Annotated in this window: 20 protein-coding genes; 2 read left to right on the forward strand and 18 right to left on the reverse strand. The window is 75.3% G+C overall.

Features of this window, described 5'->3' with window-relative positions; all coding sequences use genetic code 11:
- Nucleotides 1-98: 98 nt before the first annotated feature.
- From cobA to hisC, 14 genes are all read right to left on the reverse strand, one after another.
- A complete protein-coding gene (gene cobA, locus ABIE39_RS02030; protein WP_354050190.1) occupies nt 99-1,460 on the reverse strand; it encodes a uroporphyrinogen-III C-methyltransferase in 1,362 nt (453 codons plus the stop codon).
- Nucleotides 1,457-1,891, reverse strand: coding sequence for a nitrite reductase small subunit NirD (gene nirD / locus ABIE39_RS02035; RefSeq protein WP_175008737.1), 435 nt, complete (start codon nt 1,889-1,891; stop codon nt 1,457-1,459). Before nirD ends, cobA begins: the two co-directional genes overlap by 4 nt.
- On the reverse strand, nt 1,888-4,551 hold the full coding sequence (nirB, locus tag ABIE39_RS02040) for a nitrite reductase large subunit NirB (RefSeq protein WP_175008881.1): 2,664 nt from the start codon (nt 4,549-4,551) through the stop codon (nt 1,888-1,890). Before nirB ends, nirD begins: the two co-directional genes overlap by 4 nt.
- A 333-nt stretch (nt 4,552-4,884) precedes the next feature.
- Nucleotides 4,885-6,621: an FAD-dependent oxidoreductase gene (locus tag ABIE39_RS02045; protein WP_354050192.1), complete on the reverse strand. Its 1,737-nt coding sequence runs from the start codon at nt 6,619-6,621 to the stop codon at nt 4,885-4,887.
- Nucleotides 6,618-8,798: a molybdopterin oxidoreductase family protein gene (locus tag ABIE39_RS02050; protein WP_354050194.1), complete on the reverse strand. Its 2,181-nt coding sequence runs from the start codon at nt 8,796-8,798 to the stop codon at nt 6,618-6,620. Before ABIE39_RS02050 ends, ABIE39_RS02045 begins: the two co-directional genes overlap by 4 nt.
- Before the next feature lie 2 nt (nt 8,799-8,800).
- Nucleotides 8,801-10,261, reverse strand: a complete 1,461-nt coding sequence (locus ABIE39_RS02055) for an MFS transporter (RefSeq protein WP_354050195.1) — start codon at nt 10,259-10,261, stop codon at nt 8,801-8,803.
- Between the two features lie 169 nt (nt 10,262-10,430).
- Nucleotides 10,431-11,915, reverse strand: a complete 1,485-nt coding sequence (locus tag ABIE39_RS02060; protein ID WP_354050196.1) for a dihydrolipoamide acetyltransferase family protein — start codon at nt 11,913-11,915, stop codon at nt 10,431-10,433.
- Between the two features lie 56 nt (nt 11,916-11,971).
- Nucleotides 11,972-12,964, reverse strand: a complete 993-nt coding sequence (locus tag ABIE39_RS02065; protein ID WP_043656580.1) for an alpha-ketoacid dehydrogenase subunit beta — start codon at nt 12,962-12,964, stop codon at nt 11,972-11,974.
- The gene (pdhA, locus tag ABIE39_RS02070; protein WP_502914827.1) at nt 12,961-14,139 is read right to left on the reverse strand and encodes a pyruvate dehydrogenase (acetyl-transferring) E1 component subunit alpha; all 1,179 of its coding nucleotides are present in this window, start codon (nt 14,137-14,139) and stop codon (nt 12,961-12,963) included. The genes ABIE39_RS02065 and pdhA overlap by 4 nt, the downstream gene beginning before the upstream one ends.
- A 249-nt stretch (nt 14,140-14,388) precedes the next feature.
- The gene (locus ABIE39_RS02075) at nt 14,389-14,655 is read right to left on the reverse strand and encodes a DUF805 domain-containing protein (RefSeq protein WP_209828022.1); all 267 of its coding nucleotides are present in this window, start codon (nt 14,653-14,655) and stop codon (nt 14,389-14,391) included.
- Between the two features lie 57 nt (nt 14,656-14,712).
- Entirely contained in the window at nt 14,713-15,408 is a 696-nt protein-coding gene (locus ABIE39_RS02080) for an ABC transporter ATP-binding protein (protein WP_255180250.1), read from the reverse strand.
- A 10-nt stretch (nt 15,409-15,418) separates the two neighbouring features.
- Nucleotides 15,419-17,464: a bacteriocin-associated integral membrane family protein gene (locus ABIE39_RS02085; protein ID WP_354050199.1), complete on the reverse strand. Its 2,046-nt coding sequence runs from the start codon at nt 17,462-17,464 to the stop codon at nt 15,419-15,421.
- Between the two features lie 60 nt (nt 17,465-17,524).
- Complete coding sequence (locus ABIE39_RS02090) at nt 17,525-17,815, reverse strand: lactococcin 972 family bacteriocin (RefSeq protein WP_021483224.1); 291 nt, start codon at nt 17,813-17,815, stop codon at nt 17,525-17,527.
- Between the two features lie 119 nt (nt 17,816-17,934).
- The gene (hisC, locus tag ABIE39_RS02095) at nt 17,935-19,014 is read right to left on the reverse strand and encodes a histidinol-phosphate transaminase (protein WP_354050200.1); all 1,080 of its coding nucleotides are present in this window, start codon (nt 19,012-19,014) and stop codon (nt 17,935-17,937) included.
- 103 nt (nt 19,015-19,117) lie between these two features.
- Between hisC and ABIE39_RS02100 the strand changes: the two genes are divergently transcribed.
- Nucleotides 19,118-19,507, forward strand: coding sequence for a phage holin family protein (locus ABIE39_RS02100; protein WP_021483630.1), 390 nt, complete (start codon nt 19,118-19,120; stop codon nt 19,505-19,507).
- Between the two features lie 70 nt (nt 19,508-19,577).
- On the opposite strand, the gene ABIE39_RS02105 is transcribed toward ABIE39_RS02100, so the two are convergent.
- On the reverse strand, nt 19,578-21,191 hold the full coding sequence (locus ABIE39_RS02105; protein ID WP_354050202.1) for a PGAP1-like alpha/beta domain-containing protein: 1,614 nt from the start codon (nt 21,189-21,191) through the stop codon (nt 19,578-19,580).
- Nucleotides 21,192-21,244: 53 nt separating this feature from the next.
- On the reverse strand, nt 21,245-21,550 hold the full coding sequence (locus tag ABIE39_RS02110; protein WP_354050204.1) for a hypothetical protein: 306 nt from the start codon (nt 21,548-21,550) through the stop codon (nt 21,245-21,247).
- Nucleotides 21,551-21,720: 170 nt separating this feature from the next.
- On the opposite strand from ABIE39_RS02110, the gene purB reads away from it, so the two are divergent.
- Nucleotides 21,721-23,208: an adenylosuccinate lyase gene (purB, locus tag ABIE39_RS02115; RefSeq protein WP_209828013.1), complete on the forward strand. Its 1,488-nt coding sequence runs from the start codon at nt 21,721-21,723 to the stop codon at nt 23,206-23,208.
- Between the two features lie 101 nt (nt 23,209-23,309).
- Here the strand turns inward: purB and ABIE39_RS02120 are convergent, their stop codons facing one another.
- Nucleotides 23,310-24,422, reverse strand: a complete 1,113-nt coding sequence (locus ABIE39_RS02120; RefSeq protein ID WP_209828011.1) for a hypothetical protein — start codon at nt 24,420-24,422, stop codon at nt 23,310-23,312.
- Nucleotides 24,419-24,832 carry a helix-turn-helix transcriptional regulator gene (locus ABIE39_RS02125; protein ID WP_175008747.1) on the reverse strand — a complete coding sequence of 138 codons (414 nt, stop codon included), beginning with the start codon at nt 24,830-24,832 and terminating at the stop codon, nt 24,419-24,421. Before ABIE39_RS02125 ends, ABIE39_RS02120 begins: the two co-directional genes overlap by 4 nt.
- Nucleotides 24,833-25,022: the final 190 nt, after the last annotated feature.

Genomic DNA, 25,022 nt, shown 5'->3' on the forward strand with positions numbered 1-25,022 from the left:
GTCGGGGCCGGACGCGAGATCGACCCGAGCGTCCGAGATCGACCCTCCGCGGGTCGACGTCGCGACGGGCGGGTCGACCTCGGTGCCGCCGGTGCCGGTCACGCGACCGTCGCCGGGTCGAGCCGTCCCGCGGCGGCGACGTCCCCCACCACGATGATCGCCGGGGGTCGGACCCCAGACTGGGCGGCGCGCTCCACGATCTCGCCGAGCGGGGCCCGCGTGACGCGCTGGCGCGGCGTCGACCCGTTCTCCACGATCGCGACGGGCAGCGCAGGGTCGGCCCCGGCGCCGAGCGCCTGGGCCGTGATGCGTGCGAGCTGCGAGACACCCATGAGGACCACCAGCGTAGCCGTGCGGTCGCGGACCCCCGCGAGCGCGGCGGCGTCGAGCCCGTCGTGGCCGCTGACCACGTGGAACGCGGCGACCGTGCCCCGGTGCGTGAGCGGGATGCCCGCGAGCGCGGGGACGCTGAGCGCGCTCGAGACGCCCGGCACGACGTCGACCGGCACACCCGCCGCGCGGCACGCGAGCACCTCCTCGCCGCCGCGCCCGTAGACGAACGGGTCGCCGCCCTTGAGCCGTACGACGCGCCGCCCGCGCTGCGCCTGCTCGACGAGGATCGTGTTGATCTCGTGCTGCGGCACGGGGTGGTTCCCGGGGGTCTTGCCGACGTCGATCACCTCGACGCCGGGCGCGAGCTCGTCGAGCACGTCGACCGGCCCGAGCCGGTCCGCGACGACGACGTCGGCCTCCGCGAGCGCCCGACGGCCCCGGACCGTGAGCAGGTCGACCGCGCCGGGCCCTCCCCCGACGAGCGTCACGCGCCCCAGGCCTCCCGGCGGAGGACGGTGGTGGCGCTGGTCGACGCCGCCGGAGCGCAGGTGCTCGGCGATCGCGTCGCGAACCGCGCGCGCCCGCCGCGGGTCGGCGCCTCGCCGCTCCCCCGGGCTGTCGGCCTGTCGTCGCTCCCGAGCGCGCCCGTCCCCCGGGACGCCGGCCGCGGGGACGTCCGTGACGACCCCGACGAGCACGTCGCCGCTGCGGGTCGTCGCCGGCGTGCGGGCGGTGCCCTCGTGCGCGGCCCCGGCGTGGACGCACCAGGTGCGGCGCGCCGCCGCCCACGCGGCGACGTCGCGGTCGGTCCCCGAGTCGTCCGTCGCCGCGAGCACGAGCCACGCGTCCTCGACGTCGGACTCACGGACCTCGCGCGGCGCCCAGATGACGCGGCCGCCCGGCGCGGCCCCGCCGTCGGCCCGCAGCCCGACGGGTGACGGTGCGAGGAGCGGGGCGCGCAGCGAGGCCGCGACGAGGTCGCGCAGATCCTCGCAGACCTGGGGCGCGACGACGCGGACGTGGGCGCCGTCGTCGGCCATGGCCCGCGCGCGGCGGGCCGCGACGGGACCGCCGCCGGCGACGAGCACCGTGCGCCCGGCGAGGTCGAGGCCCAGGAGCGTCGTCACGGCGCACCGTCCGCGGGCGCGGCGGCGTGCAGGCCCACGTGCACGACGCCGTCGCGCACCTCGACGGGCCACGTCGCCAGGTCCGGGGCGAGGCCCTGGACGGGCACGTACCCGGCGGCCTCGAGGCAGCGGCCGGTCGCGAGGTCGAAGACCTGCTTGTACATGGGCCCGGCGACCGTGGGCACGCCCCCGCGCGTGCCCACGATCCCGCGCGACATGACGTTCGCGCCCGAGTACGGGTCGCGCTGCTGCACGACGCGCACCGTGTCGTCGGGGAGGCGGAAGAGCGCGACCTGCACCCCGCCGACGAGGGCGGCGGCGCCGCGCTCGACGAGGAGGTCGCGCAGGAGGCACACGGGCGCCCACCCCACCGCGTCCGACGTCGCCGTCTCCACGGGGTACGCAGTTTGCTCTGCCGGCACGACGCTCATCGACGGACCTCCAGGGTCGTGCCGGCGATGACCACGGGGCCGGCGGGGACGGTGGCGAGGCCCGCGGCGCGGGCCTCCTCCAGGGCGGCGCGCTCGTCGGCCGTCGCGGGCCTGATCTGGCCACGCTCGGTGACGTACGCGAGGTCGGGGTCGGGCTCGGCGGGCGCGTTGACGAACGAGCCGAAGCGGCGCAGCTTCTCCGGGTCCTCGAGGACCGCGCGCCACTCGTCCTCGTAGTCGCCGACGTGGCGGGCCATCGCGGCGTCGAGGTCGGCGCCGATGCCGAGCGAGTCCTCGACGACCACCTCACGGATCGCGTCGAGGCCGCCCTCGTGGTCCTCGACCCACGCGGCCGTGCGCTGGAGGCGGTCGGCCGTGCGGACGTAGTACATGAGGAAGCGGTCGATGGTCCGGACGAGCGCCTCGTCGTCCAGGTCCTCGGCGAGGAGCTGCGCGTGCCGGGGCGTGAACCCGCCGTTGCCGCCGACGTAGACGTTCCAGCCCTTGTCCGTCGCGATGACGCCGACGTCCTTGCCGCGCGCCTCGGCGCACTCGCGCGCGCACCCCGACACGCCGAGCTTGATCTTGTGCGGCGAGCGCAGGCCGCGGTACCGGAGCTCGAGCTCGACGGCCATGCCGACGGAGTCCTGCACCCCGAACCGGCACCACGTGGACCCGACGCACGACTTCACCGTGCGCAGGGACTTGCCGTACGCGTGCCCCGACTCGAACCCGTGCTCGACGAGCCGGCGCCAGATGTGCGGGAGCTGCTCGATGCGCGCGCCGAACAGGTCGATGCGCTGGCCGCCCGTGATCTTCGTGTAGAGCCCGAAGTCCTTGGCGACCTGCCCGATGACGAGCAGGCCGTCCGGCGTGATCTCTCCCCCGGGGATGCGCGGGACGACGGAGTACGTGCCGTCCTTCTGCATGTTCGCCATGACGTGGTCGTTCGTGTCCTGGAGCGTCGCCTGCTCGCCGTCGAGGATGTGCCCGTTGCCGAGCGACGCGAGGATCGACGCGATCGTGGGCTTGCAGATGTCGCAGCCGCGTCCGGCGTCGCGCACCAGCACGGCACCCTGCGTGGCTGCGCTCTCGTCCACCGGCGCAGCGACACCCCGGCCGAACCGCCCGACGATCTCGCTGAAGGTGTGCAGGTCGGCGACGCGCACGGCGTCGAAGAGCTGGGCGCGCGAGAGGTCGAAGTGCTCGCACAGGGCGTTCGAGACCTCGACCCCTGCGCGGGCGAGCTCGGTCGTGGTGATCTTCTTGACGAGCGGCAGGCACGACCCGCAGCTCGTCCCCGCGCGCGTGCACGCCTTGACGCCCGCGAGGTCGGTGCACCCGTGCTCGGTGACCGCGCCGCGGATCGCGCCCGCGCCGACGTTGTTGCACGAGCAGACCGTGGCGTCGTCGGGCAGCTCGAGGCTCGGCGCCCCGCCGCCGGACCCCTCGGGGAGGAGGAACAGCCCCGGGTCGCCCGGGAGCTCCGTACCGAGCATCGGCCGCAGCGACGCGTACGGCGCGGCGTCCCCGACGAACACGCCGCCCAGGAGCGTGCGTGCGTCGTCGGACAGGACGAGCTTCTTGTAGACGCCCGCGACCGGGTCGGCCCACACCAGCTCCATCGCGCCCTCGGTGCGGCCGTGCGCGTCACCGAAGCTCGCGACGTCGACCCCCTGGAGCTTGAGCTTCGTCGCGGTGTCCGCGCCGGGGAACGTCGCCTCGCCGCCGAGCAGGCGGTCCGCGACGACCTCCGCCATGGCGTAGCCCGGCGCGACGAGGCCGAGGCAGCGACCCTCGATGCACGCGACCTCGCCCACGGCCCACACGTGCTCGTCCTCCGTGCGGCACGCCAGGTCGACGACCGCGCCCCCGCGCTCCCCGACCGCGAGCCCCGCCGCGCGCGCGAGCTCGTCGCGCGGCCGCACGCCCGTCGCGAGGACCACGACGTCGACGTCGAGCCGGCCGCCGTCGGCGAAGTCGAGCCGGCCCACGTGCCCGGTCTTGCGGGAGACCCTCATCTCCTTGGTCCCGGTGTCGCACCGGACCGCGATGCCCATGCCGTTGATGAGGCGCTTGAGGGCCTCGCCGCCGCCCAGGTCGATCTGCGCGTCCATCAGGTGCGTGCCGAACTGGACGACCGTGGCCTGCGCGCCGAGGGCCTTGAGCGCGCCCGCGGCCTCGAGGCCCAGGAGACCGCCGCCGATGACGGCGCCGCGGACCGGGCGCTCCCAACCACCCTCGGTCGTGGCGTCGCGCCGCTTCTCCTCGACCCAGCCGCGCAGGGCCGCGACGTCGTCGATCGTGCGGTAGACGAACACGCCGGGCAGCTCGTTGCCGGGGATCGGGGGGCGCGCGGCGTTCGAACCGGTCGCGAGGACGAGCTCGTCGTAGGCGTGCACGCGCCCGAGCCGGTCGGTGACGGTCCGCGCCTCGCGGTCGATCGACGTCACCGCGCAGTCGCGGTGCAGCGTGACCAGCGGGTCGTCCCACAGGGCGGGGTCGCCGAGCGCGAGCTCCTCGGCGTCGCGCGCCGAGAAGTAGCTCGTGAGGGCGACGCGGTCGTACGGCGTGCGCGGCTCCTCGGCGAAGAGCGAGACGCGCCACGCGCCGTCGGCGTCGCGCGCGCGCAACGCCTCGACGAGCCGCTGCGCCACCATGCCGCCGCCGACGACGACGACGTGCCGGGGCGCACCGGGGGCCGGGGCGGGGGCGGGGTCGGTCTGAGGTCCGGTCACGGCGGGCTCCTGGGGGCGTCGGGGCGGAACGGTCACCGTCCGCGGGGTCCGACGAGAGCGAGGAGAGGCCCCGGGACGGTGCTGACGACGCTACGGACGGGCGGTTTCGCGACCGTGCCCCGCCCGTTGCCCGTCCGTAACGGTGTTCTCACCCGGCCGAACGCCGCCGTGTGAGGTCGGCGGCGCGGTGCGAGATCGGCAGGTCCTTTCGAGATCGGTGATCGTGATCGCCGATCGCGGCAGGACCTGCCGGCCTCACGCGCCGAGACCGACGCTCGCCCGTGCGCCGTCGGCCCGCGGCTGCTCCGGGTCGGTCTGCGCGAGCCAGTCGACCAGGCCGCAGACGACGTCCTTGCACCCGCCGCAGCCCGTCGTCGCGCGCGTCGCCCGTGCGACGTCGTCGACGCTCCGGGCGCCGTCGTGCCAGCAGCCCACGACGTCGCCCTTGGTCACGCCGTTGCACGTGCACACGGTCGTGCGGTCGGGCATGAGCGTCGGGGACGACGCCGGGGCGGGCGCCTGCGCGACGGGGCGCAGCAGCAGGTGGGCCGGGTCGGTGGGCACGGGGACGCGGCGCGTGTACGTGGCGGTGAGGTCGGCACCCACCTCGGGCGCGCCGACGCACGTCGCGCCGACGAGCAGCCCGTCCGCGACGACGACCTCGACGTGCCGCCCCGACGCCGGGTCGCTCAGCGTCACGGACCGGTGCGTCGCGTCGGGCGCGCGACGCTCGCCGCACACGCCCATCGTCACGATCTCGAGCCCCGCCGCCTTGACCCGCACGACGTCGGTCCCGGCGGTCGCGCGCGTGCCGACCCCGGGGTCGGCCGTCGGCTCGAGCGGGCGCGCGACGACGTCGGTCGCGAGCCGCAGCGCGACGCTCGGCCGGTCGGGGGCCGGTCCCCGGCGCGCGCGCTGCCGGTCCGGCGGGGCCCCTCGTGCGGCGCCCGGGCTCCCCGCGCCGTCGGCCCCGGCGATGAGCCGGTCCGCGAGGTGCTGCGCGAGCCGGCGCGCCTGGTCCCACCCCTGGGCGATCAGCCCGGTGCCGCCCTCGGGCGGCTGGGCGCAGTCGCCGACCGCGAACACGCGCGGGTCGTCCGGGCTGGCGAGGTCGGGGCCGACGACGACCCCCCGGTCGACGGTGAGCCCTGCCGCCCGCGCGAGCCCGGCCTCGGGCACCGTGCCGCACGCGAGCACGACGAGGTCGGCGTCGAGGTCGACCCGACGCACGCCGTCCGACGCTCCCGCGGGCGCGCCCGAGCTGTCCGCCGCGAGGTCGCGCGGGCCGCCGTCGGCCACCCGGAGCGTCACGCCCCGCACCGTGCCGCCGTCCACGACCACGCGCTCGGTCCGGGCCCATGTCCGGGTGCGCACCCCGAGGCCGGCGAGACCCCGCGCGACGACGCCGCCCGCCGCGCGGTCGAGCTGACGGTCCATGACGCTCGCGCCGCCGTGCACGAGGCTCACGGCGACGCCGCGACGCGCGAGCCCGCACGCGACCTCGAGGCCGAGGACGCCCGCCCCCACGACGACGGCGTGCCGCGCGTCGAGCGACCCCGCGACGATCGCGCGCGCGTCGTCGAGCGTGCGCAGGACGTGCGCGCCGCGGGGCAGGCCGCCGGGCAGGCCGGTGAGACCGGGCACGTCCGGGACGCGCGCGGCGGCGCCCGTCGCGAGCACGACGACGTCGTACGGGTAGGCGCCCTCGCCCGTGACGACGCGGCGCGCCGCCCGGTCGATCGCGAGGGCCTCGGTACCGCGCCGGACCGTCACGCGCGGGTCGTCCGTGGCGGGCAACGCGATCGCCGCGAGATCGGCCCGGCCCGCGACGACCTCGCTGAGCAGCACGCGGTTGTACGGCTCGTGCTCCTCCGCGCCGAGCACGGTGACCTCGACGTCGGCGGACCCCCCGGGGATCCCGCACCGCGCCGCGAGGTCGCCCGCGAACCGCGACCCGACCATGCCGTGACCGACCACGACGACGCGCGTCATCCCGCGACCTCCTGGAGCGCGGGGGCGCGTCGCACGTCCACGGCGCAGACCTTGAACTCGGGCATCCCGGAGACGGGGTCGGTCGCGTCGGTCGTCACCCGGTTGACGCTGCCCTCGCCGCCCCAGTGGAACGGCATGAAGACGGTGTCCGGCCGGACGCGGTCCGTCCACCGCACGACCGCCTCGATGGCGCCGCGCGCGGTCGTGAGGCGCGCCCGGTCCCCGTCGTCGACGCCGAGGCGCGTGCCCAGGACCGGGTGGACCTCGACGAACGGCTCCGGGACGAGGCGGTCGAGCTCCGGCACGCGCCGGGTCTGCGCGCCCGACTGGTAGTGCTGGAGCACGCGGCCGGTGACGAGGTAGAGCGGCGCGTCGGGGCGCACGTCGTCGCTCGGGCCCGTGTGGTCGACCGCGACCATGCGGGCACGTCCGTCCGGCGTCGCGAACCGGTCGAGGAACATCCGCGGGGTGCCCGGGTGGTCGGGGGACGGCACCGGCCAGTGCAGGCCCGGGCCGCCGTCCGCCTCGTCCGCGTCGAGGCGCGCGTGGCTGAGCCCCGCGTAGTCCGCGACGCCGCCCGCGGACGCGCGCGCGAGCTCGTCGAAGACGACGGCCGGGTCGGTCGGGAAGGAGACCGAGGACCCCAGCCGGCGCGCGAGCTCCGCGAGGATCCACAGCTCCGACCGCGCTCCGCCCGGCGCGTCGGCCGCGCGGCGCCGTCGGATCACGCGCCCCTCGAGCGACGTCATGGTGCCCTCCTCCTCGGCCCACTGCGTCACGGGCAGCACGACGTCCGCGAGCAGCGCCGTCTCCGACGGCACGAGGTCGCACACCACGAGCAGGTCGAGCGCGCGCAGGTTGGCCGCGACCCGGTCCGCGTCCGGCGCGCTGACCACGACGTTCGACCCGTGCACGAGCAGGGCGCGCGGGCGCCCGTCCTCGGCGTAGGTCGTGGTCGCACCGCCCGGTCCGGGCCGCGCCCCGAGCGACCGCAGGAGCTCGACGGCGGGCATCCCGGGGCCGGGGAGCGTCGCCGGGTCGACACCCCACACCGCGGCGACGTGCGCGCGGGCCGCCGGGTCGTCGATCCTGCGGTACCCGGGGAGCTGGTCCGCCTTCTGCCCGTGCTCGCGTCCGCCCTGACCGTTCCCCTGGCCGGTGATCGCGCCGTACCCCGACCCCACCCGGCCGGGCAGGCCGAGCGCGAGGGCGAGGTCGATCGCCGCGGTCACGGTCGCCGTGCCCTGCGAGGACTGCTCGACGCCGCGGCCGGTGAGCACGTACGCGCCCGCGCCCCCGTGGACGGGCGACGCCGCCGCGAGCAGCCGGGCGACGTGCCGCAGCCGTCCCGCGGGCACCCCGCACACGGTCTCCGCGCGCTCGGGCCACCACCCGGCGACGGAGCGGCGGACGTCGTCGAACCCCGTCGTGCGCGCGTCGAGGTAGGCCGTGTCCGCGAGCCCCTCGGCGACGACGACGTGCAGCAGCGCGAGCAGCACCACCAGGTCGGTCCCGGGGACCGGCTGCAGGTGCGCCCCCTGCCCGACGGCGTCCCCCGCCTCCCCCGTGAGCGCCGCCGTCGCGCTGCGGCGCGGGTCCACGACGACGAGCCCGCCCCGCGCGCGCACGCCCGCGAGGTGCTGGACGGACGGCGGCATCGTCTCGGCGACGTTCGACCCGAGCAGCAGCACGGCGTCCGCGCCGCCGAGGTCGGCGAGCGGGAACGGGAGCCCGCGGTCGGCGCCGAACGCGCGGTTCGCCCCCGCCGCCGCGGACGCCATGCAGAACCGCCCGTTGTAGTCGATGTTCGCGGTCCGCAGCACCGTGCGCGCGAACTTCCCGAGCGCGTACGCCTTCTCGTTCGTCAGGCCGCCGCCGCCGAACACCGCGACCGCGTCGCGGCCGTGCGCGGCCTGGACCCGACCGATCCCGGCCGCGACCGCGTCGAGGGCCTCGTCCCACGACGCGGGCCGGAGCTCGCCGTCGGGTCCGCGCAGGAGCGGGCTCGTGAGCCGGTCGGGCGCGCGCAGCACCGTCGCGCTCGTCCAGCCCTTCTGGCACAGCCCGCCGCGGTTGGTGGGGAAGTCGCGCGGGGCGACCGTGACCGGCAGCGGGCCGCGCGCGGGCGTGAGCGTCATGCCGCACTGGAGCGCGCAGTAGGGGCAGTGGGTGTCCACGCTCAGATCCCGGCCGCCGCGAGGGCAGAGCCCTTGCGCAGGTAGACCGCCCACGCGACGACCGCCATCACCGCGTACATCCCCACGAACGTCCACAGGGCGGGGACGAGCGATCCCGAGAGGCTCGTCGACGCGGCGAACCCGCGCGGGATGAGGAACCCCCCGAAGGCGCCGACGGCGCCCGCGATCCCGATGCACCCGGCCGCGGCCTGGCGGGCGCGCACCCGGGCCGCGGCGAGGGCCGCGGGGTCGCTCGCCGTCGTGCCGGCGAGGGCCCGGGCCGCGCTCGCCTGGAAGACGGCCGGGATCATCCGGTAGGTCGAGCCGTTCCCGACGCCCGTCGCGACGAACAGCACGAGGAACGACGCGAAGAAGAGGCCGAAGCTGTGCGTCTCCAGCGCTCGGATCGCGCCGACCGCGCCCAGCGCCATGACCCCGTACGACGCGATCGTCACGCGCGCGCCGCCCAGCCGGTCCGCGACGATGCCGCCCAGCGGCCGGGACACCGAGCCGACCAGCGCGCCGAGGAACGCGATCGAGAGCGTGACCTCCGGGAACTGGCCCGCGAGGAGCGTAGGGAACGCGCCCGCGTAGCCGATGAACGACCCGAACGTCCCGATGTAGAGGAACGAGATGATCCACGTGTGCCGGTTCCGCGTCGCGACGGCGAACGACCGCGGGTCCGCCTTCGCGGTGGCGAGGTTGTCCATGAACCGCCAGGCGAGGAACGCCGCGAGCAGGATGAAGGGGATCATCATGAGGCCCGCGCGCTCGAGCGCGACGCCCGCCCCGGCGACGATGACGAGCGGCACCGCGAGCTGCACGACCGCCGTCCCCAGGTTGCCGCCCGCGGCGTTGAGACCCAGCGCCTTGCCCTTCTCCCGCTCCGGGTAGAAGAACGAGATGTTCGCCATCGAGGACGCGAAGTTGCCGCCGCCGAAGCCGGCGAGAGCGGCGACCGCCAGCATCACGCCGAACGACGTCCCCGGGTCCTGCACGACGACCGCGAGCGCCGCCGTCGGGAGCAGCAGGAGGAGGGCCGACACGACCGTCCAGTTGCGCCCGCCGAACAGGGGCACGGCGAACGTGTAGGGGATGCGCAGGGTCGCGCCGACGAGGCTGGGGACGGCGATGAGCCAGAACTGCTGGTCCACGGTGAAGGCGAACCCGGCGGCGGGGAGCTGCGGGACGACGATCGACCACAGCGCCCAGACCGCGAAACCGAGGAACTCCGCGAGCACCGAGATCCCGAGGTTGCGGCTCGCGACCCGGCGGCCGCCGTCGCGCCAGAACGTCGGGTCCTCCGGGTCCCAGCGGTCGATCCAGCGCCCGGAGCGGCGGTGCTGCGTCTCGGGCGACGCCGGTGCGCGTCCTGGCGCGAGCGGCGTCGCGGGCGCGACGACGGACGGGCGTGCTGCGGACTGCTCACCCTCGTGGGTGGTGGGGCTCGTGGGCGCGGACATGGCGGCTCCTTCAGCAGGTCCCGGTCAGTGACCAGGACGCTAGGAACGCCGTGTTTCCCCCGCGCGCGAGCCCCGTTAAGCCCGTGTGAGGTCTTCCGCACACCCGCTCGGGGGCCGCTGTGAGCGGCTGCCCGGTCGCTCGTCGTCAGGTGGGTGCCGACGGGTGGGCTCAGCCCCAGACGAGACCGCGCGCCGGGTCCTCCAGGATGCGCGCGACGTCCGCCAGGACGCGCGCGCCGAGCTCGCCGTCGACGAGGCGGTGGTCGAAGCTCAGCGCGAGCTGCGTGACCCAGCGCTTGCGGATCTTGCCCTTGTGGACCCACGGCTGCTCACGGATCGCGCCGAACGCGAGGATCGCGGCCTCCCCGGGGTTGAGGATGGGCGTCCCCGTGTCGATGCCGAACACCCCGACGTTCGTGATGGTGATCGTGCCGTCGGACATCGCGGACGGCGAGGTGCGCCCGGCCCGCGCCGTCGCGGTGAGGTCCGCGATCTCCCCGGCGAGCCCGTGCAGGTCGAGGCGGTGCGCGTCCTTGATGTTCGGCACGACGAGCCCGCGCGGCGTCGCCGCCGCGATCCCCAGGTTCACGTAGTGCTTGTAGACGATCTCCTGCGCGGCGTCGTCCCAGCTCGCGTTGATCTCCGGGTGACGACGCACCGCGAGGAGCAGCGCCTTGGCCGTGACGAGCAGCGGCGTGACGCGCACGTCCGCGAACTCGCGGTCCTCCCGCAGCGTGCGGACGAGCTTCATGGTGCGCGTGACGTCGACCGTGTGGAACACCGTGACGTGCGGGGCGGTGAACGCGCTCGTGACCATCGCCTCGGCCGTGCGCTTGCGCACCGACTTCACGGGCACGCGCGTCTGGCGGCCGTCGGCCGTGACGGCGCCCGACGCGAGCCACGGCTGGTCGTCGTCCGCGTACGTCGCGAGCGGCTGCGCCTTCGCCTGCTCGTGGTAGGCCTGCACGTCCTCGCGCGTGACGATCCCGCCCGGTCCGGTGCCCGCGACGCTCGCGAGGTCGACGCCCAGGTCCTTCGCGAGCTTGCGCACCGGCGGCTTGGCCAGCACCGGCAGGGTCGCGTGCCCGACGGCGGCCGGCGCGCTCGCCCGCGGGGCGGAGGCCGGTGCCGGGGCAGGGGGTGCAGGGCTCGCCGCCGGGGTCGCACGGTCCGGGGTCGTCGGGGCGGGCTCGGCGGCGACGGGCTCGGCCGCGCGGCGGCGGCGTCGGGCCGTGCCCGGCTCCACCGTGCCGTACCCGACGAGCACGGAGCCGGAGCCCTCGCTCGCGGCGGGCGCCGTGGCGTCGCCGGAGCCTGCGACCGGCTGCGGCGACGCGGCCGTGGCGGGCGCGTCCGCGCCGTCGGGCACGACGCCGACCGGTGCGGTCGGCGCCGGGGCGGTGCCGCCCGGGTCCGTGTCCACGACGATGATCGGCACGCCGACCTCGACCGTCGTGCCCTCGGGCGTGAGGATCTCCGTGACGACGCCCGTGTACGGCGACGGCAGCTCGACGAGCGACTTCGCCGTCTCGATCTCGACGATCGTCTGGTTGACCGTGACGGCGTCGCCGACGGCGACGTGCCAGTGCACGATCTCGGCCTCGGTGAGGCCCTCGCCCGCGTCGGGGAGGTTGAACTTCTCGAAGGTGGGCACTGCGTGGTCCTCCTGGTGGTCCCGGTCGGCGCTGTCGAGGTCGCGGCGGACGCGCGTCAGAACGCGAACGCGCGGTCGACGGCGTCGAGCACGCGGTCGAGGCTCGGCAGGTAGTCGTGCTCGATCTTCGCGACGGGGTACGGCGTGTGGAACCCGCCGACGCGCAGCACGGGCGCCTCGAGCGAGTAGAAGCACTCCTCGGTCACGCGCGCCGCGACCTCGGCCCCCGAGCCGAGGTAGGTCGGGGCCTCGTGCACGACGACGCAGCGCCCCGTCCGGCGGACGGACTCGACGACCGTCGCGGTGTCGAGCGGCGAGATGCTGCGCAGGTCCACGACCTCGATGCTGCGCCCCTCCTGCTCGGCCGCCGCGGCGACGCGGAGCGCGGTCGCGACGGTCGGCCCGTAGGCGACGAGCGTGAGGTCCGTGCCGGGGCGGACGACACGCGCCCGGTCGAGCACGGTCGCGCCCTCGCCGCGGCCCGCGACGTCGACCGGCCCCTTCTCCCAGTAGCGGCCCTTGGGCTCGAAGAAGAGCACCGGGTCCGGCGAGGCGACGGCCTCCTGGATCATCGTGTACGCGTCCTGCGGCGTGGACGGCGACACGACGCGCAGGCCGGCCGTGTGCGCGAACAGCGCCTCGGGGCTCTCGCTGTGGTGCTCGACCGCACCGATCCCGCCGCCGTACGGCACGCGGATCACGACGGGCACCTGGAGCTTCCCGCCCGAGCGGTAGCCCATCTTCGCGAGCTGCGTCGTGATCTGGTCGTACGCCGGGAAGATGAACCCGTCGAACTGGATCTCGCACACCGGCCGGTAGCCGCGCAGCGCGAGACCGATCGCGGTGCCGAGGATGCCGGACTCCGCGAGCGGCGTGTCCACGACGCGGTCCTCGCCGAAGTCCTTCTGCAGGCCGTCGGTCACGCGGAAGACGCCGCCGAGCGCACCGATGTCCTCGCCCATGAGCAGGACCTTGGGGTCGTTCTCCAGCGACCGGCGCAGCCCCTCGTTGATGGCGCGGGCCAGGGTCAGGGTCTTGCTGTCGCTCATCGCGCCACCTCCGCGGTCGGCTCCTCGAAGGACTGCTGGTAGTCGGCGAACCACGCCTTCTCGCGCTCGACCACGGCGTTCGGGGTCGCGTAGACGTGGTCGAACATGCTCGACGGGTCGGGCGCGGCGAGCGCGCGGATCTCGTCGCGCAGCCGCTCGCCCAGCGCGTCGGCCTCGGCGGCCAGGTCGGCGGCGAACGCGTCGTCCCACGCATCCTCGGCGCGGAGCAGGTTCTCGAGCCGGTCGATCGGGTCCCGACGCCGCCAGTAGTCCTCCTGGGCGCGCGACCGGTACTTCGTCGGGTCGTCGGACGTCGTGTGCGCGCCCATGCGGTAGGTGAACGCCTCGACGAACGTCGGGCCGCCGCCGGAGCGGGCGCGCTCGAGCGCCTCCGCGGTCACGGCGTAGCACGCGAGCACGTCGTTGCCGTCGACCCGGACGCTGGGGATGCCGAACCCGCCGCCGCGGCGGTAGAGCGGCACGCGGGTCTGCCGGGACGTCGGCTCCGAGATCGCCCACTGGTTGTTCTGGCAGAAGAAGACGACCGGCGCGTTGTTCACGGCCGCGAAGACGAGCGCCTCGTTGACGTCGCCCTGCGACGTCGCGCCGTCGCCGAAGTACGTGACGACGGCCGCGTCGCGCTCCGGGTCGCCCGACCCGACGAGGCCGTCGCGCTGGACGCCCATGGCGTACCCCGTCGCGTGCAGCGCGTGCGACCCGATGACGAGCGTGTAGAGGTGGACGTTGTGCGCCGTCGGGTCCCACCCGCCGTGGTCCACGCCGCGGAAGAGGCGCAGGCGCGCCGTCGGGTCGATGCCGCGCACGTGCGAGACGCCGTGCTCGCGGTACGACGGGAAGACGTAGTCCTGCGGGGCGAGCGCGCGGCCCGAGCCGATCTGCGCGGCCTCCTGGCCCTTCGCCTGGGCGAACAGGCCGAGCTCGCCCTGGCGCTGGAGCGACGTCGCCTCGTCGTCGAAGCGGCGCGTGAGCACCATGTCGCGGTAGAGCCCGCGCAGCGCCGCGGCGTCGAGGTGGGCGACGCGCTCGCGGTAGGCGTCGGTCTCGGGGGTCGTGACGCGGGCGCCGGCCGGGGTCACGAGCTGGAGCAGGGGTGCGTCGTCGGGACCGCCCGCGACGTCGGGGAGGTCGGGGTGCGTGCTCGCAGCGTCCCGCACGCCGGTTCTCGCGTCGTTCTCGGTCACGCGACTCTCCTTCGGTGCGGCCCGGCCGTGCGGCCGGCCCGCTCGGGGGCAGGAGGCGCCCGGTGCGGGGCGCCGTCGGAACCTACGTCTCCGTAGCCTACGCAAGCGTAGGCTACGACCCCGTAGGTAGCGCCTCCGACGTGTCGCCCAAGGTCCGTCACGACGGGCTGTAGATAACCTCCAATCCCGACCGGCGCACCCCCGGCCCGCGGGGGGTCGGCCCTACCGGGGGTAGACGCCGCCCGAGCGCAGCGCGTCGCGCTCGCGCAGGACCGGCCAGCGCGAGAACGCGAACACGAGGAACATGACGACGTTGAGGATCGGCACGAGGCCCACGAGCACCCACCAGCCGGAGTAGCCGGCCTTCTGGATGATCCGGACGTAGGCGATGAAGAAGATCACCGCCACCGCGATGTAGAGGACCAGGGCCGCGCCCCCGAAGAGCCAGCCGTTGTCCTCGACGAACTGCTCCCACTCCTGGTTGTCCATGCCGCGAGTCTTCTCGCGTGTCCAGGACCCGGCAACCGCTCCGCGGGCGCCCGCCCGCTACGGCGTGCCGTCGTCGTCCGCGCCGACGAGCGCGCGGGCCACGTGCTGGGTCGAGGCGCCGAGCTCGAGGACGGTGTCGCACGCCTGCTCGACGCGCGGGTTGTGCGTCGCGACCACCACGGCGCGCCCCTCGTCCGCGAGCTCGCGCAGGAGCCCGACGATCGCGTCGGCGTTCCCCTCGTCGAGCGCCCCGGTGGGCTCGTCCGCCAGGACGACGCGCGGACGCTTGAGGAGCAGCCGCGCCACGGCGACCCGCTGCTGCTCGCCGCCCGAGAGCTCGTAGACGGCAGCGCGCTCGTAGCCGCCGAGGCCCACGCGCTCGAGCACCTCCTCACGCCGACGCGCTCGGTCCGCCCGCCGGACGCCCCGGCCCACGAGCGCCACGTCGAGGTTCGTCGCGACCGTCGCGTTGTCGATGAGCGCGTAGTTCTGGAACAGGTACCCGAGCTCGTCGCGCCGGAACAGGCGTCGCCCGTGCGGGCTCAGCGCGGTGACGTCGCGCCCGTCCACGAACAGCGTCCCCGCGTCCAGCCGGTCGAGCAGGCCCAGGCAGTTGAGCAGCGTCGTCTTCCCCGAGCCGCTCGATCCCACGAGCCCTGCCATCGAGCCTGCCTCCACGCTCAGCGTGAGGCCCGTCCAGACCGTCCGCGCCCCGTAGAACCTGGCCGCACCCACGACCTCGATCATCGCCATCCCCCTTCGTTCAGCTGTCACTGGATCGCGTCCGCAGGAGCCTGCGCTGGGCCACGGCGAGCGCGGTCACCAGCAGGGCGGACGACACGAGGCACACCGCGACCGCGACGAGCGGCTCCGCTCCCCCGAGCAGCCGCGGCGCGGCCGCCGCGACGACGGCCCCGAGGGCCGGTGGCGTCCGCGGCGGGTTCGCCGCCACGTACGCGACGACCAGCACCGCCGAGGCGGCCTCGGCGAGGAACGCCGCGCGGTACCGCGCGGCGAACGACCACCCCGCGATGTAGCGGACGAACACGCTCTGCGCGTACCGCCCCGTGTACGCGCTCGACACCACGACCGCGGTGAGCAGCACGACGCCGGCGGCCGCCGCGATGTTCGCGAGCCCGAGCCGGAAGCTCCGGACGAGCTTCTGGTACTCCTCGGCCGCGGCGTCGGCGATCGGGGTGACCGACAGCACGTAGTCGCGGATGCCCGCCGCGCGGCTCTCCTCCAGCACGTACGCCGGGTCGAGGAAGACCACGTCCCCCGTCGAGGTGTAGGCGCCGTACCCGTCGGCGCTGACGACCTCCGAGGACGGGTCGACGACGAGCACGACGGGGTCGTCCACGAGCGGCGACGCGCTCGGGTCCGCGGCGTTGCCGTAGTCGAAGAGCGTGCTGCCCTCGGCGAGCGGCGCACCGCGCTCGACGGCGCACGTCGCGCCGAAGTACTCCGCCCACGAGCCGACGGCGGCCGCGACGTCGTCCTGCTGGTCCGCCCGGAGCGTGGCGGGCAGGTGGAGCGTGAGGCACGTCCCCGGCGGCGGCGCGAGCCGCGACCCGGCCGCGTCGCGGACGTCCTGCTCGGCGAGGTAGGACGGGCTCACGAGGAGGACCGGCTGGTCCTCGGGCGCGACCGTCACCGTGCCGAACGCCGAGACGGGCTGCTGCGCGGCGAGCACGGCCTCGCGGTCGTCGAGCGCCCGCACGACCAGCTCGCCCAGCCGCTGCGCGAACTCGCCCGCTCGGGCCTGGTCGTCACCACCCACGCCCACGGAGGTCGCGTCGCCCGCGCTCTGCCAGGCGGAGCGGGCGGCCTGCTGGCCCGCGATGAGCTGGCCCGCGTGCACGGCGGAGAAGATCGACGCGACGAGGATGAGGAGGGCACAGAGCCGCACGCCGAACGCCGCGGGGACCACCCAGGCCCCGACGGACTCGCCCTTGATCGCGGCCGCGAGCGGGATGCGCTGCGCGGCGGCCGCCGAGACGGCGTGGGCCGTCACGGTGACGAGCAGCAGCCCGGCGAGGACGGGGAGGGCCAGGCCGAGGAACGTCGTCAGCTGGGCGAACCCGTTGTAGGCGCCGAGGAGGACCGCGCAGACGGCCGTGGCCACGCCCAGGTGGACGACGAGGCGCCGGCCGATCGGCGCGAGGTCACGCCCCAGGATGCTGGAGAACGGCGCGCCCTGGAGTCGCTGGACCGCGTACGCCCGGGCGTTGAGGAGCGCACCGCACCCCGCGAGCAGCACGACGGCGACCGTCGCGATGGCGTAGCCCGCCGGGATCGGCGTGCCCGCGAGGTAACGGTGCCACGAGATCAGCGTCGGGTACGAGTCGGCCGACGCCGTCACACCGGCCTCCCGGAGCGCGGCGGCCACCGCCTGGGCCTCGGCCGTGCCGCACGAAAGCCCGTAGGAGCCCACCGGGCTCGTCGCCCCGAGCTCCGACCCCGGGTGCACCTGCGTCGTGACGCCCCGGCTGAAGTCGGCGACCCCGTGGTCGAGCCACCGCCCGCCCGGGTCGGCCGAGCCGTCACCGAGGACGGAGAGGTGCCGCGTCGAGACGTCGGTGAGGTCGAAGGTCACCTTGGCGACGGTGCAGTCGCGGGAGGTCGCGAAGGTCGCGATCGTCCCGTAGACCTCGGCGCTCGACACGGTGGTGCCGAGGGAGTCGACGCGGAGCTGGGCGTCGAAGCCCCGGACCGCGAACTCGCTGTAGGCCTGCACCGTGAAGAAGGCGAGGAAGAGGCTGACGACCACCGCGAGGGCGTAGGCCAGGCTGAGGCTTCTGTTCGGCATGGGGGCTCCGCGCCGGACCGGGCAGGGGCGGCACGGCGCCGCCCCTGCCCTGCGTCCGTGCTACGCGCACTTGTGCCAGTAGGCGTGGTCCACGCGCATGGGCCAGTCCTTGGCGTGCACCTTCGCCCAGACCCCGGGCTTGATGTTGGTCACCCGGTAGAGCTTCCCGTTGTGCACGGACGCACCGTGGCACTGGGTGTTGTGCAGGTAGTGCGAGTAGATCGCCCCCGCACTGGTCCCGTAGTTCCAGATCCCGCCGCCCACGAGCTGCGAGCCGGCGAACGCCGCCGCCGGTGTGAAGGCCAGGACCCCGGCGACCATCGCCGTCGTCAGTACTCGACCAAACCTCATATCTCCCCCTTCGGAAGTGATTGCTACGTAAAAGTAGCAATCCGGAGGCGCGAGCACCAGGGGTTCGGTCGAACTGGGGAAGTTCTGTTGCCGGAACGCAGAGGGTCGTCGAGGAAGGGCTACAGCCAGGTCGCGCTGACGCGCAGGAAGAGGTCGGTCGCCTCCGGCTCCCCCACGCTCACGCGCAGACCCTCGCCCACGAACGGGCGCACGATCGCGCCGGCAGCACGGGCCTCCTCGGCGCGCTGCGCCGTGCGCTCCCCCAGGTCGAACCACACGAAGTTCGCCTGCGACTCCGGCAGGGACCAGCCCTGGTCCCGCAGACCCTCGACGAGCCGCGTGCGGTCCGCCACGAGGTGCTCGACGCGCTGCAGGAGCTCCTCCCGCGCCCCGAGCGACGCGATGGCCGCCCGCTGCGCGACGTGCGAGACGCCGAACGGCGTCGACACGGCACGGACGCCGGCGGCGAGGCGCGGACGCGCGACGGCGTACCCGACGCGCAGACCGGCGAGACCGTACGCCTTGGAGAACGTGCGCAGCAGCACGACGTTCGGGTGCTGCGCGTACACCGCCAGACCGTCGGGGGCCTCCGGGTCCCGCACGAACTCGAGGTACGCCTCGTCGAGCACCACGAGGACGTCGGACGGGACCGCCGCGAGGAACGTCTCGAGCTCGTCGCGGTGCACCGCCGGACCAGTCGGGTTGTTGGGCGTGCACACCATGACCACACGCGTGCGCTCGGTGACCGCCGCGGCCATCGCGGGCAGGTCGAGACGCCCGCGGTGCTCCCCGGACTGCAGCGGGACCTGCACCGACGTGCCGCCCGCGACCGCGACCGCGATCGGGTACGCCTCGAACGAGCGCCACGGGTAGACGACCTCGTCGCCCGGCTCGACGAACGCCTGGAGCACGTGCGCGAGCACCGCGACCGAGCCGTTGCCCACGACGACCTCGTCGGCCCCCACCCCGAGGTCCGCCGCGAGCGCCTCGGTGAGCTCGGTCGCGTACATGTCCGGGTAGCGGTTCGCGTCCGCCGCGGCGTCGGCGATCGCCGCCACGACCGAGGGCAGGGGCGGGTACGGGTTCTCGTTCGAGGAGAGCTTGAACGCCGCCGCACCCGGGGCGACGCGCGCCCCCGGGACGTAGGCCGGCAGGGCGGCGACGGCAGGACGCAGGGGGACGCGAGGTTCGTGGGCCACGGTCCTCGATCATGCCACTCGTGCACCGCGGTCCGTGGCGGACGACGGCGCGCCACGCGCGGCGCCCGTGCCGCACGACCGCCCGGATGGCAGGATGCCGGGTATGAGCTTCGTCGTCCGCGTCCTCATCACCGGTCTCGCGATCTGGCTCACGAGCCTGTTCATGGACGAGCACTTCCAGATCGTCGGCTCCGACACGGCCGGCGGCAAGGTCGTGATCGTCCTCGTCGTGGCGCTGCTCTACTCGCTCGTGAACGCGGTGATCAAGCCGATCGTGCAGGTCCTCTCGATCCCGCTCTACATCCTCACGCTGGGGCTGTTCTCGCTCGTCGTCAACGCGCTCATGCTCATGCTCACCGCGTGGATCACCGAGCAGACGGACTGGGGCATCCGCATCATCGGCGGGTTCTGGTGGGCGCTGCTCGCGGCCCTCATCATCGCCGTGATCAACTTCCTCGTCTCGGCCGTCGTGCCGAAGGCCCAGGACCGCTGACCCGAGCGCTCCACCGCGCGCGCCGCCGCCCGCCCTCCCGACCGGCCCGCCGGGGGACGGCACCGGGCCGTCACCGCGCATCGTCCTCGCCACCACCCGTCCCGGCGCCCCCGAGCGTGCCCGTGCCGCCGAGCGTGCCGGAGCCGCCCGCCGTCCCGAACGTCCCCGGCGTGCCGAGGGACGGACCCGGCGCCGTCACGACGCCGTCCGGAGCCGGCCACGGGGGCCACGGCGGCCTCGGCACCGCGAGCTCACCGACGCAGAACGTCGTCTCGGGGTCCGGGACGAGACGCGCCTCGTAGACGAGCGGTTCCTCCGCCTCCCCGTCGAGCCAGTGCTCCACGTCGGCGAGGTGCTCCTCGAGGCCGCGGTCGCCCACCTCGACCGCGGCGTCGAGCACGTCCTGGTGGTAGCCGACGGAGTGCGGCACGTCGAGCGGCGGCCCGCCGCCGGGCGCGAAGACGGTACCGGTCACCGTCACGCGTTCGGGCGTCGCCGGGTTCGGCTTCCCGTCGAGGCCGGAGACCCCCTCCCCGCGGGTCTCGAGGTGCGTGGCGCGCACGCCGGGCGGGAGGTCGTGCCCACCGACCGGCGACCCGGCGGTCACCACGTGGCGCACCTGGTAGGTCCCGACCGTCGCCGCCGCGATCGTGGCCGCGACCATGCCACCCTGGCTGTGCCCGACGAGCACGACGTCGTCCTTCGGCTCGATGCCCGACTGGCCCATCGCGTCGAGCACCGCCCGCACGCTGTCCGCCCGCGCGCGCTGGGACTCGTCGTCGGACATGAGGTCGTAGTTGGACGTCATGTTCCACACCGTCCGGAGGTTGCCGGGCTGGGTGCCCGGGATCGCGACGACCCACGTCGGCGTCCCGCCGTCCTTGACGATGCGCTGGACGCTCAGCACCGAGTCCGTGCTCCCGAGCGCCGCCACGGCGCCGAGGGCGGACCGCGTGTCCGTGGGGGTCGGCAGGTCGTAGGGCGCCGCGTCGACCCGCCGCACCTCCGGGTCGGGCAGGAACCGGTCGCGCAGCGGCTGGACGGACGCCCGCAGCACCGCCGCCGCGTTCCCGACCGTCGGCACGGCGTACCAGGGGCGGTCCGGGTCGAGCATGCCGATCGTGCGACCCAGCGCGCGGACGGTCGCGGGGTGCAGCGCCTCGCCCGTCGTGACGAGCCGACCGAGAGCGGGCCCCCCGTGCAGCAGGGACTGCGCGAGCCCGGCGAGGCCTTGCGCGACGATCATCCCGAGCCCGGCGACGCCCGCCCCCGCCAGCCCGTAGTGCCGTCCCGCCACGACCACCGCGGTGTCGGACCACCCGGCGGCGGCCGCGGCGTCCGCGTCGTCGTACACCCGGACCGCCTGGTGCAGACGCGCGGCGAGCCGCCGCAGGCCCCGTTCCTGCTGCTCGGCGAGCAGGACCGCCGCGTCGAGCTCGTCGAGGACGGCCGCGCGGGCGGCACGGACCTCCGCCGACCAGAACGGCGTCGTCGGCAGGTTCCAGCCCGAGGCGGACCGGAGCAGGTCGGGCGGAGTGAGCCGACCGGCGAACGCCGTGGGCGTCGCCGTCGTGACCTCCACGCCGTGCCGGGCGTCCCGCAGCGCCACCGCCGCTCCCGCCAGGAGGTCCGCGCGCCCCGCGAGCGCCACGGCCTGCGCGACGACCGCCGCCGTCTCGATCACGGTCGGCTCCGTCCCGCCACGGATCACGACGGACGGTGCGGGCCACGTCCCGCTCACGCGCCGCCTACCGCGGCGAGCTCCGCCCGGAGGCTCGCGACGTCCGTCTCCGCGAGCACGGTGAGAGCGTCCAGCCCTGTGAGGCAGCACTCGAGCGTCCCGTCGAGCCGGACCAGGGCTGCCCGGACCTCCGCCGTCGCGTCGTCGAACGCGTGCCGCGCCTGCCCGGACCACGGGAGGTCAGGGGGCCCCAGGGCAGCAGCGCCGCGCGCCGCGTCGTCCGTGGCCGTGAGGACCTGGACGCGGGCGCGGGTGATCCCGAAGGGTGCGGCGAGGCACGGGGCTGGAGGCGGGGTCGGCATGGCGGCGACCGTACGGACCCCCGCCGACCGGCGGCGGGGACCGGTCGCACGCTGTGGACCGACCCCTCGCGACCGGACGCTGGGGACGGCCACGGGCCGCACGACCGCTCGGTTGCCCGGACTGCGGGCGGCACCGACCGCCGTCGGGCACGCGTGGGAGAATCAGGGGCGTGCCCGAGAACCCCGCCGCAGCCGCCCCTGCCCGCGTCAGCCTCGCCGAGGTGACCCCGCCGATCGCGCTCGGCCCGCTCGACGGCCGCTACCGCGCCGCGGTCGCCCCGCTCGTCGACCACCTCAGCGAGGCCGCGCTCAACCGCGAGCGCATCCACGTCGAGGTCGAGTGGCTCATCACGCTGTGCAACGGCGTGCAGGCGGTCGACGAGAACGCCGTCCGTCCGGTCGTGCCTGGTGCGCCCCAGCTCTCCGAGGCCGAGGTCGCCTACCTGCGCCGCATCCCTGCCAGCTTCGGCGGCGCCGAGATCGCGGAGCTCGCGGAGATCGAGCGCGAGACGGTGCACGACGTCAAGGCGGTCGAGTACTTCGTCAAGCGCCGCCTCGCCGCTGCGCCCGAGCCGCTGGGCCCCGACACGGTGCTGCCCGGCGTCGGCGAGCTCGTGCACTTCGCGTGCACGAGCGAGGACGTCAACAACCTGTCGTACGCGCTCATGGTGCGCGGCGCCGTCGAGCAGGTGTGGCTGCCCGCCGCGACGGCGCTCGCCGACCAGCTCGCGGACATGGCGCGCGAGCACGCCGACGTGCCGATGCTCTCGCGCACGCACGGCCAGCCCGCGACGCCGACGACGCTGGGCAAGGAGCTCGCCGTCCTCGCGCACCGGCTGCGCCGCCAGCTCCGCCGCGTCGGCGCGGCCGAGTACCTGGGCAAGCTCAACGGCGCGACGGGCACGTACGGCGCGCACACCGTCGCCGTCCCGGGCGTCGACTGGCCGTCGGTCTCGAAGCACTTCGTCGAGGGCCTCGGGCTCACGTGGAACCCGCTGACGACGCAGATCGAGTCGCACGACTGGCAGGCCGAGCTGTACGCGGACGTCGCGCGGTTCAACCGGATCCTCCACAACCTCGCGACCGACGTGTGGACCTACATCTCGCTCGGCTTCTTCACGCAGATCCCCGTGCCCGGCGCGACCGGGTCGTCGACAATGCCGCACAAGGTCAACCCGATCCGGTTCGAGAACGCCGAGGCGAACCTCGAGATCTCCTCCGCGCTGCTCGACACGCTCGGCGCGACGCTCGTGACCTCGCGCCTCCAGCGCGACCTCACGGACTCGACGACGCAGCGCAACGTCGGCCCGGCGTTCGGCCACTCGCTCCTCGCGATCGACAACGTGCGCCGCGGCCTGAAGGCCCTCGCCGCGAACGCCGACCTCATGGCGGCGGACCTCGACGAGAACTGGGAGGTGCTCGGCGAGCCCATCCAGTCGGCCATGCGTGCGGCGTCGGTCGCGGGCGTCCCCGGCATGGAGAACCCGTACGAGCGCCTCAAGGACCTCACGCGCGGCCAGCGCGTCGACGCGGCGCGCCTGCGCGAGTTCGTCGCCGGCCTCGGCCTGCCCGACGACGTCGCGCAGCGCCTCTCGGACCTCACCCCCGCGACGTACACGGGCCTCGCCTCCCGCCTGGTCGAGACCTACCTGGACTGACCGGCCGGCGCCGAGAACGGGGTCGGCGACCGAATCCTGGGGATCTCGGTCGCCGACCCCGTTCTCGTCCGCACGCACCGTCGTGCCCGACGGCGCCCGGGTCAGACGGCGGTCGGCTCGCCCGGGTGCGACCGGGCCCGGGCCGGCGCCCCGCCGATGGCGGCGAGCTCGGCGCGGTGCGCCGCCCGCGCCTCGGCCAGCTCGTCGAGGCGGTTGACGACCCAGGTCAGCACGAGCGTCGCGGCGCCTGCGAGCGCGAGCAGGCCGAGCACGTTGCCGAGGTCCGCCGTCTGGATGTTCACCGTCCCCGACCAGAAGAAGGTCGAGCGGCTCAGGAGCCCGGCGAGAGCGAGACCGCCGAGCAGCGGGACCGCCTGCCGCGTCCGACGCCACAGCAGCGCGGCCCCGAGGAGCAGGACGGCCGGTGCCGCGAGCGCGGGCAGCGTCCACGGGCTCAGCGCGACACCGGACCACCAGGGCACCCCGAAGCTCGCCGCGTCGGCGGAGGTCGCGGCGACGAACGCGCCGAGGGTCAGAGACATCGCCCCGAGGGTCGCGCCCCGGAGCGTCCACCTTTCGGGCCCGACCCGACACGTCCGCCGCCCGGCGAGCACGCCCGCGTAGACCGCCACCCCCGCGGCCCACGGCGCGTCGAGGTAGGCGGCGTAGCTGCTGCCGGACCCGAGCGACAGGACGAGCCCGCCCACCCCGGCGACGGCGGCGAGCACCGCCGTCGCGAGGCCCACGCGCTGCGCCCCGAGGAGCGTGAGAGCGACCGCCGCGAGCCAGAAGGTCCACATCGTCGCCGTCGGGACGGTCGCCAGGAGCGGCGCGTGCCCGTCCGGACCGAGCATCGCCCGGACGATCGCCGCGGCGACCGCGAGGACTCGCGCGGCCATGACCACGAGAACGGCAGGGAGGACCACGAGAAGGAGCCCGGTCGCCGCGCGCCGCTGCCGCGGGGTCGAGCCCAGCGGCGCGAGCAGCCACTCGCGCGCAGCGGCACGCAGCAGGTCCCACCGCTCGGCCCACGTCGGCCGTGACTGCCCGGGCTGCGCGGCGTCGACCAGGTGCCCGAGCATCTCGGCCTCGTGCGCCCGCCGGTAGGTGTACGGGAAGAGGCGCAGCAGCCGCCGGTAGTCCCGCACGAGGACGGGCGCGACGAGCACCGTCCCGACGGCGTCGGTGCCGTCATGGCTGTCGAGGTGGCTCATGCCGGCACCGCCACGCCGTCGAGCGACACTCCGGCACTCCCGGGCGCGGGGCGGGCCGCGGTGCGGTCGCCCGCCGGGGCGGCCGTGCGGCGTCGGGCACCGAGACGCTCGAGCGCCCGGCGGGCCTGCGCCTCGGCGCGCTCGGCCTCGGCGGCGAGGCGCGATCCACCCTCGGGGGTGAGCCGGTAGTACCGGCGCAGCCGTGAGTCGACGACCTCCTCGTGGTCGACCTCGACGAGCCCGGCGGCGACGAGCCGGTCGATCGCGCCGTACAGCGTGCCGGCGCGCAGGGTGACCCGCCCGTCGGAGCTGGACTCGACGTCCTGCGCGATGCCGTACCCGTGCAGCGGCCCGGCGGCGAGCGCGGAGAGCACGAGGAACGCGGGCTCCTGGAGCGGTTTGGATACCATGCCCGCGACCATACTCTCGCCACGAGGGCATAGCTCAGAACCCGCGCCGCACCGCGTGTCGCCGCCCGCGACGCGCGGGCGACGAGCACTCGACCACGACCCTGCTGTCGCGAAGGGCTCCAGAGCGCCGACAACCCCGTGATCGGCGTCGTCGTGGGCTCGCGTGGCGCAAACCTTCACAGTCACGATG

This window comes from Cellulosimicrobium sp. 4261 (genome assembly GCF_040546915.1).
In the GTDB taxonomy this organism is placed as follows: domain Bacteria; phylum Actinomycetota; class Actinomycetes; order Actinomycetales; family Cellulomonadaceae; genus Cellulosimicrobium; species Cellulosimicrobium cinnabarinum.

Bases quoted from the DNA above. Each gene is read 5' to 3' on its own strand.
- nirD (WP_175008737.1), bottom strand. From the start codon at position 1,891: ATGAGCGTCGTGCCGGCAGAGCAAACTGCGTACCCCGTGGAGACGGCG.
- nirB (WP_175008881.1), bottom strand. From the start codon at position 4,551: ATGGTGGCGCAGCGGCTCGTCGAGGCGTTGCGCGCGCGCGACGCCGAC.
- ABIE39_RS02045 (WP_354050192.1), bottom strand. From the start codon at position 6,621: ATGACGCGCGTCGTCGTGGTCGGTCACGGCATGGTCGGGTCGCGGTTC.
- ABIE39_RS02055 (WP_354050195.1), bottom strand. From the start codon at position 10,261: ATGTCCGCGCCCACGAGCCCCACCACCCACGAGGGTGAGCAGTCCGCA.
- ABIE39_RS02065 (WP_043656580.1), bottom strand. From the start codon at position 12,964: ATGAGCGACAGCAAGACCCTGACCCTGGCCCGCGCCATCAACGAGGGG.
- ABIE39_RS02075 (WP_209828022.1), bottom strand. From the start codon at position 14,655: ATGGACAACCAGGAGTGGGAGCAGTTCGTCGAGGACAACGGCTGGCTC.
- ABIE39_RS02080 (WP_255180250.1), bottom strand. From the start codon at position 15,408: ATGGCGATGATCGAGGTCGTGGGTGCGGCCAGGTTCTACGGGGCGCGG.
- ABIE39_RS02085 (WP_354050199.1), bottom strand. From the start codon at position 17,464: ATGCCGAACAGAAGCCTCAGCCTGGCCTACGCCCTCGCGGTGGTCGTC.
- ABIE39_RS02090 (WP_021483224.1), bottom strand. From the start codon at position 17,815: ATGAGGTTTGGTCGAGTACTGACGACGGCGATGGTCGCCGGGGTCCTG.
- ABIE39_RS02100 (WP_021483630.1), top strand. From the start codon at position 19,118: ATGAGCTTCGTCGTCCGCGTCCTCATCACCGGTCTCGCGATCTGGCTC.
- ABIE39_RS02110 (WP_354050204.1), bottom strand. From the start codon at position 21,550: ATGCCGACCCCGCCTCCAGCCCCGTGCCTCGCCGCACCCTTCGGGATC.
- ABIE39_RS02120 (WP_209828011.1), bottom strand. From the start codon at position 24,422: ATGAGCCACCTCGACAGCCATGACGGCACCGACGCCGTCGGGACGGTG.
- ABIE39_RS02125 (WP_175008747.1), bottom strand. From the start codon at position 24,832: ATGGTATCCAAACCGCTCCAGGAGCCCGCGTTCCTCGTGCTCTCCGCG.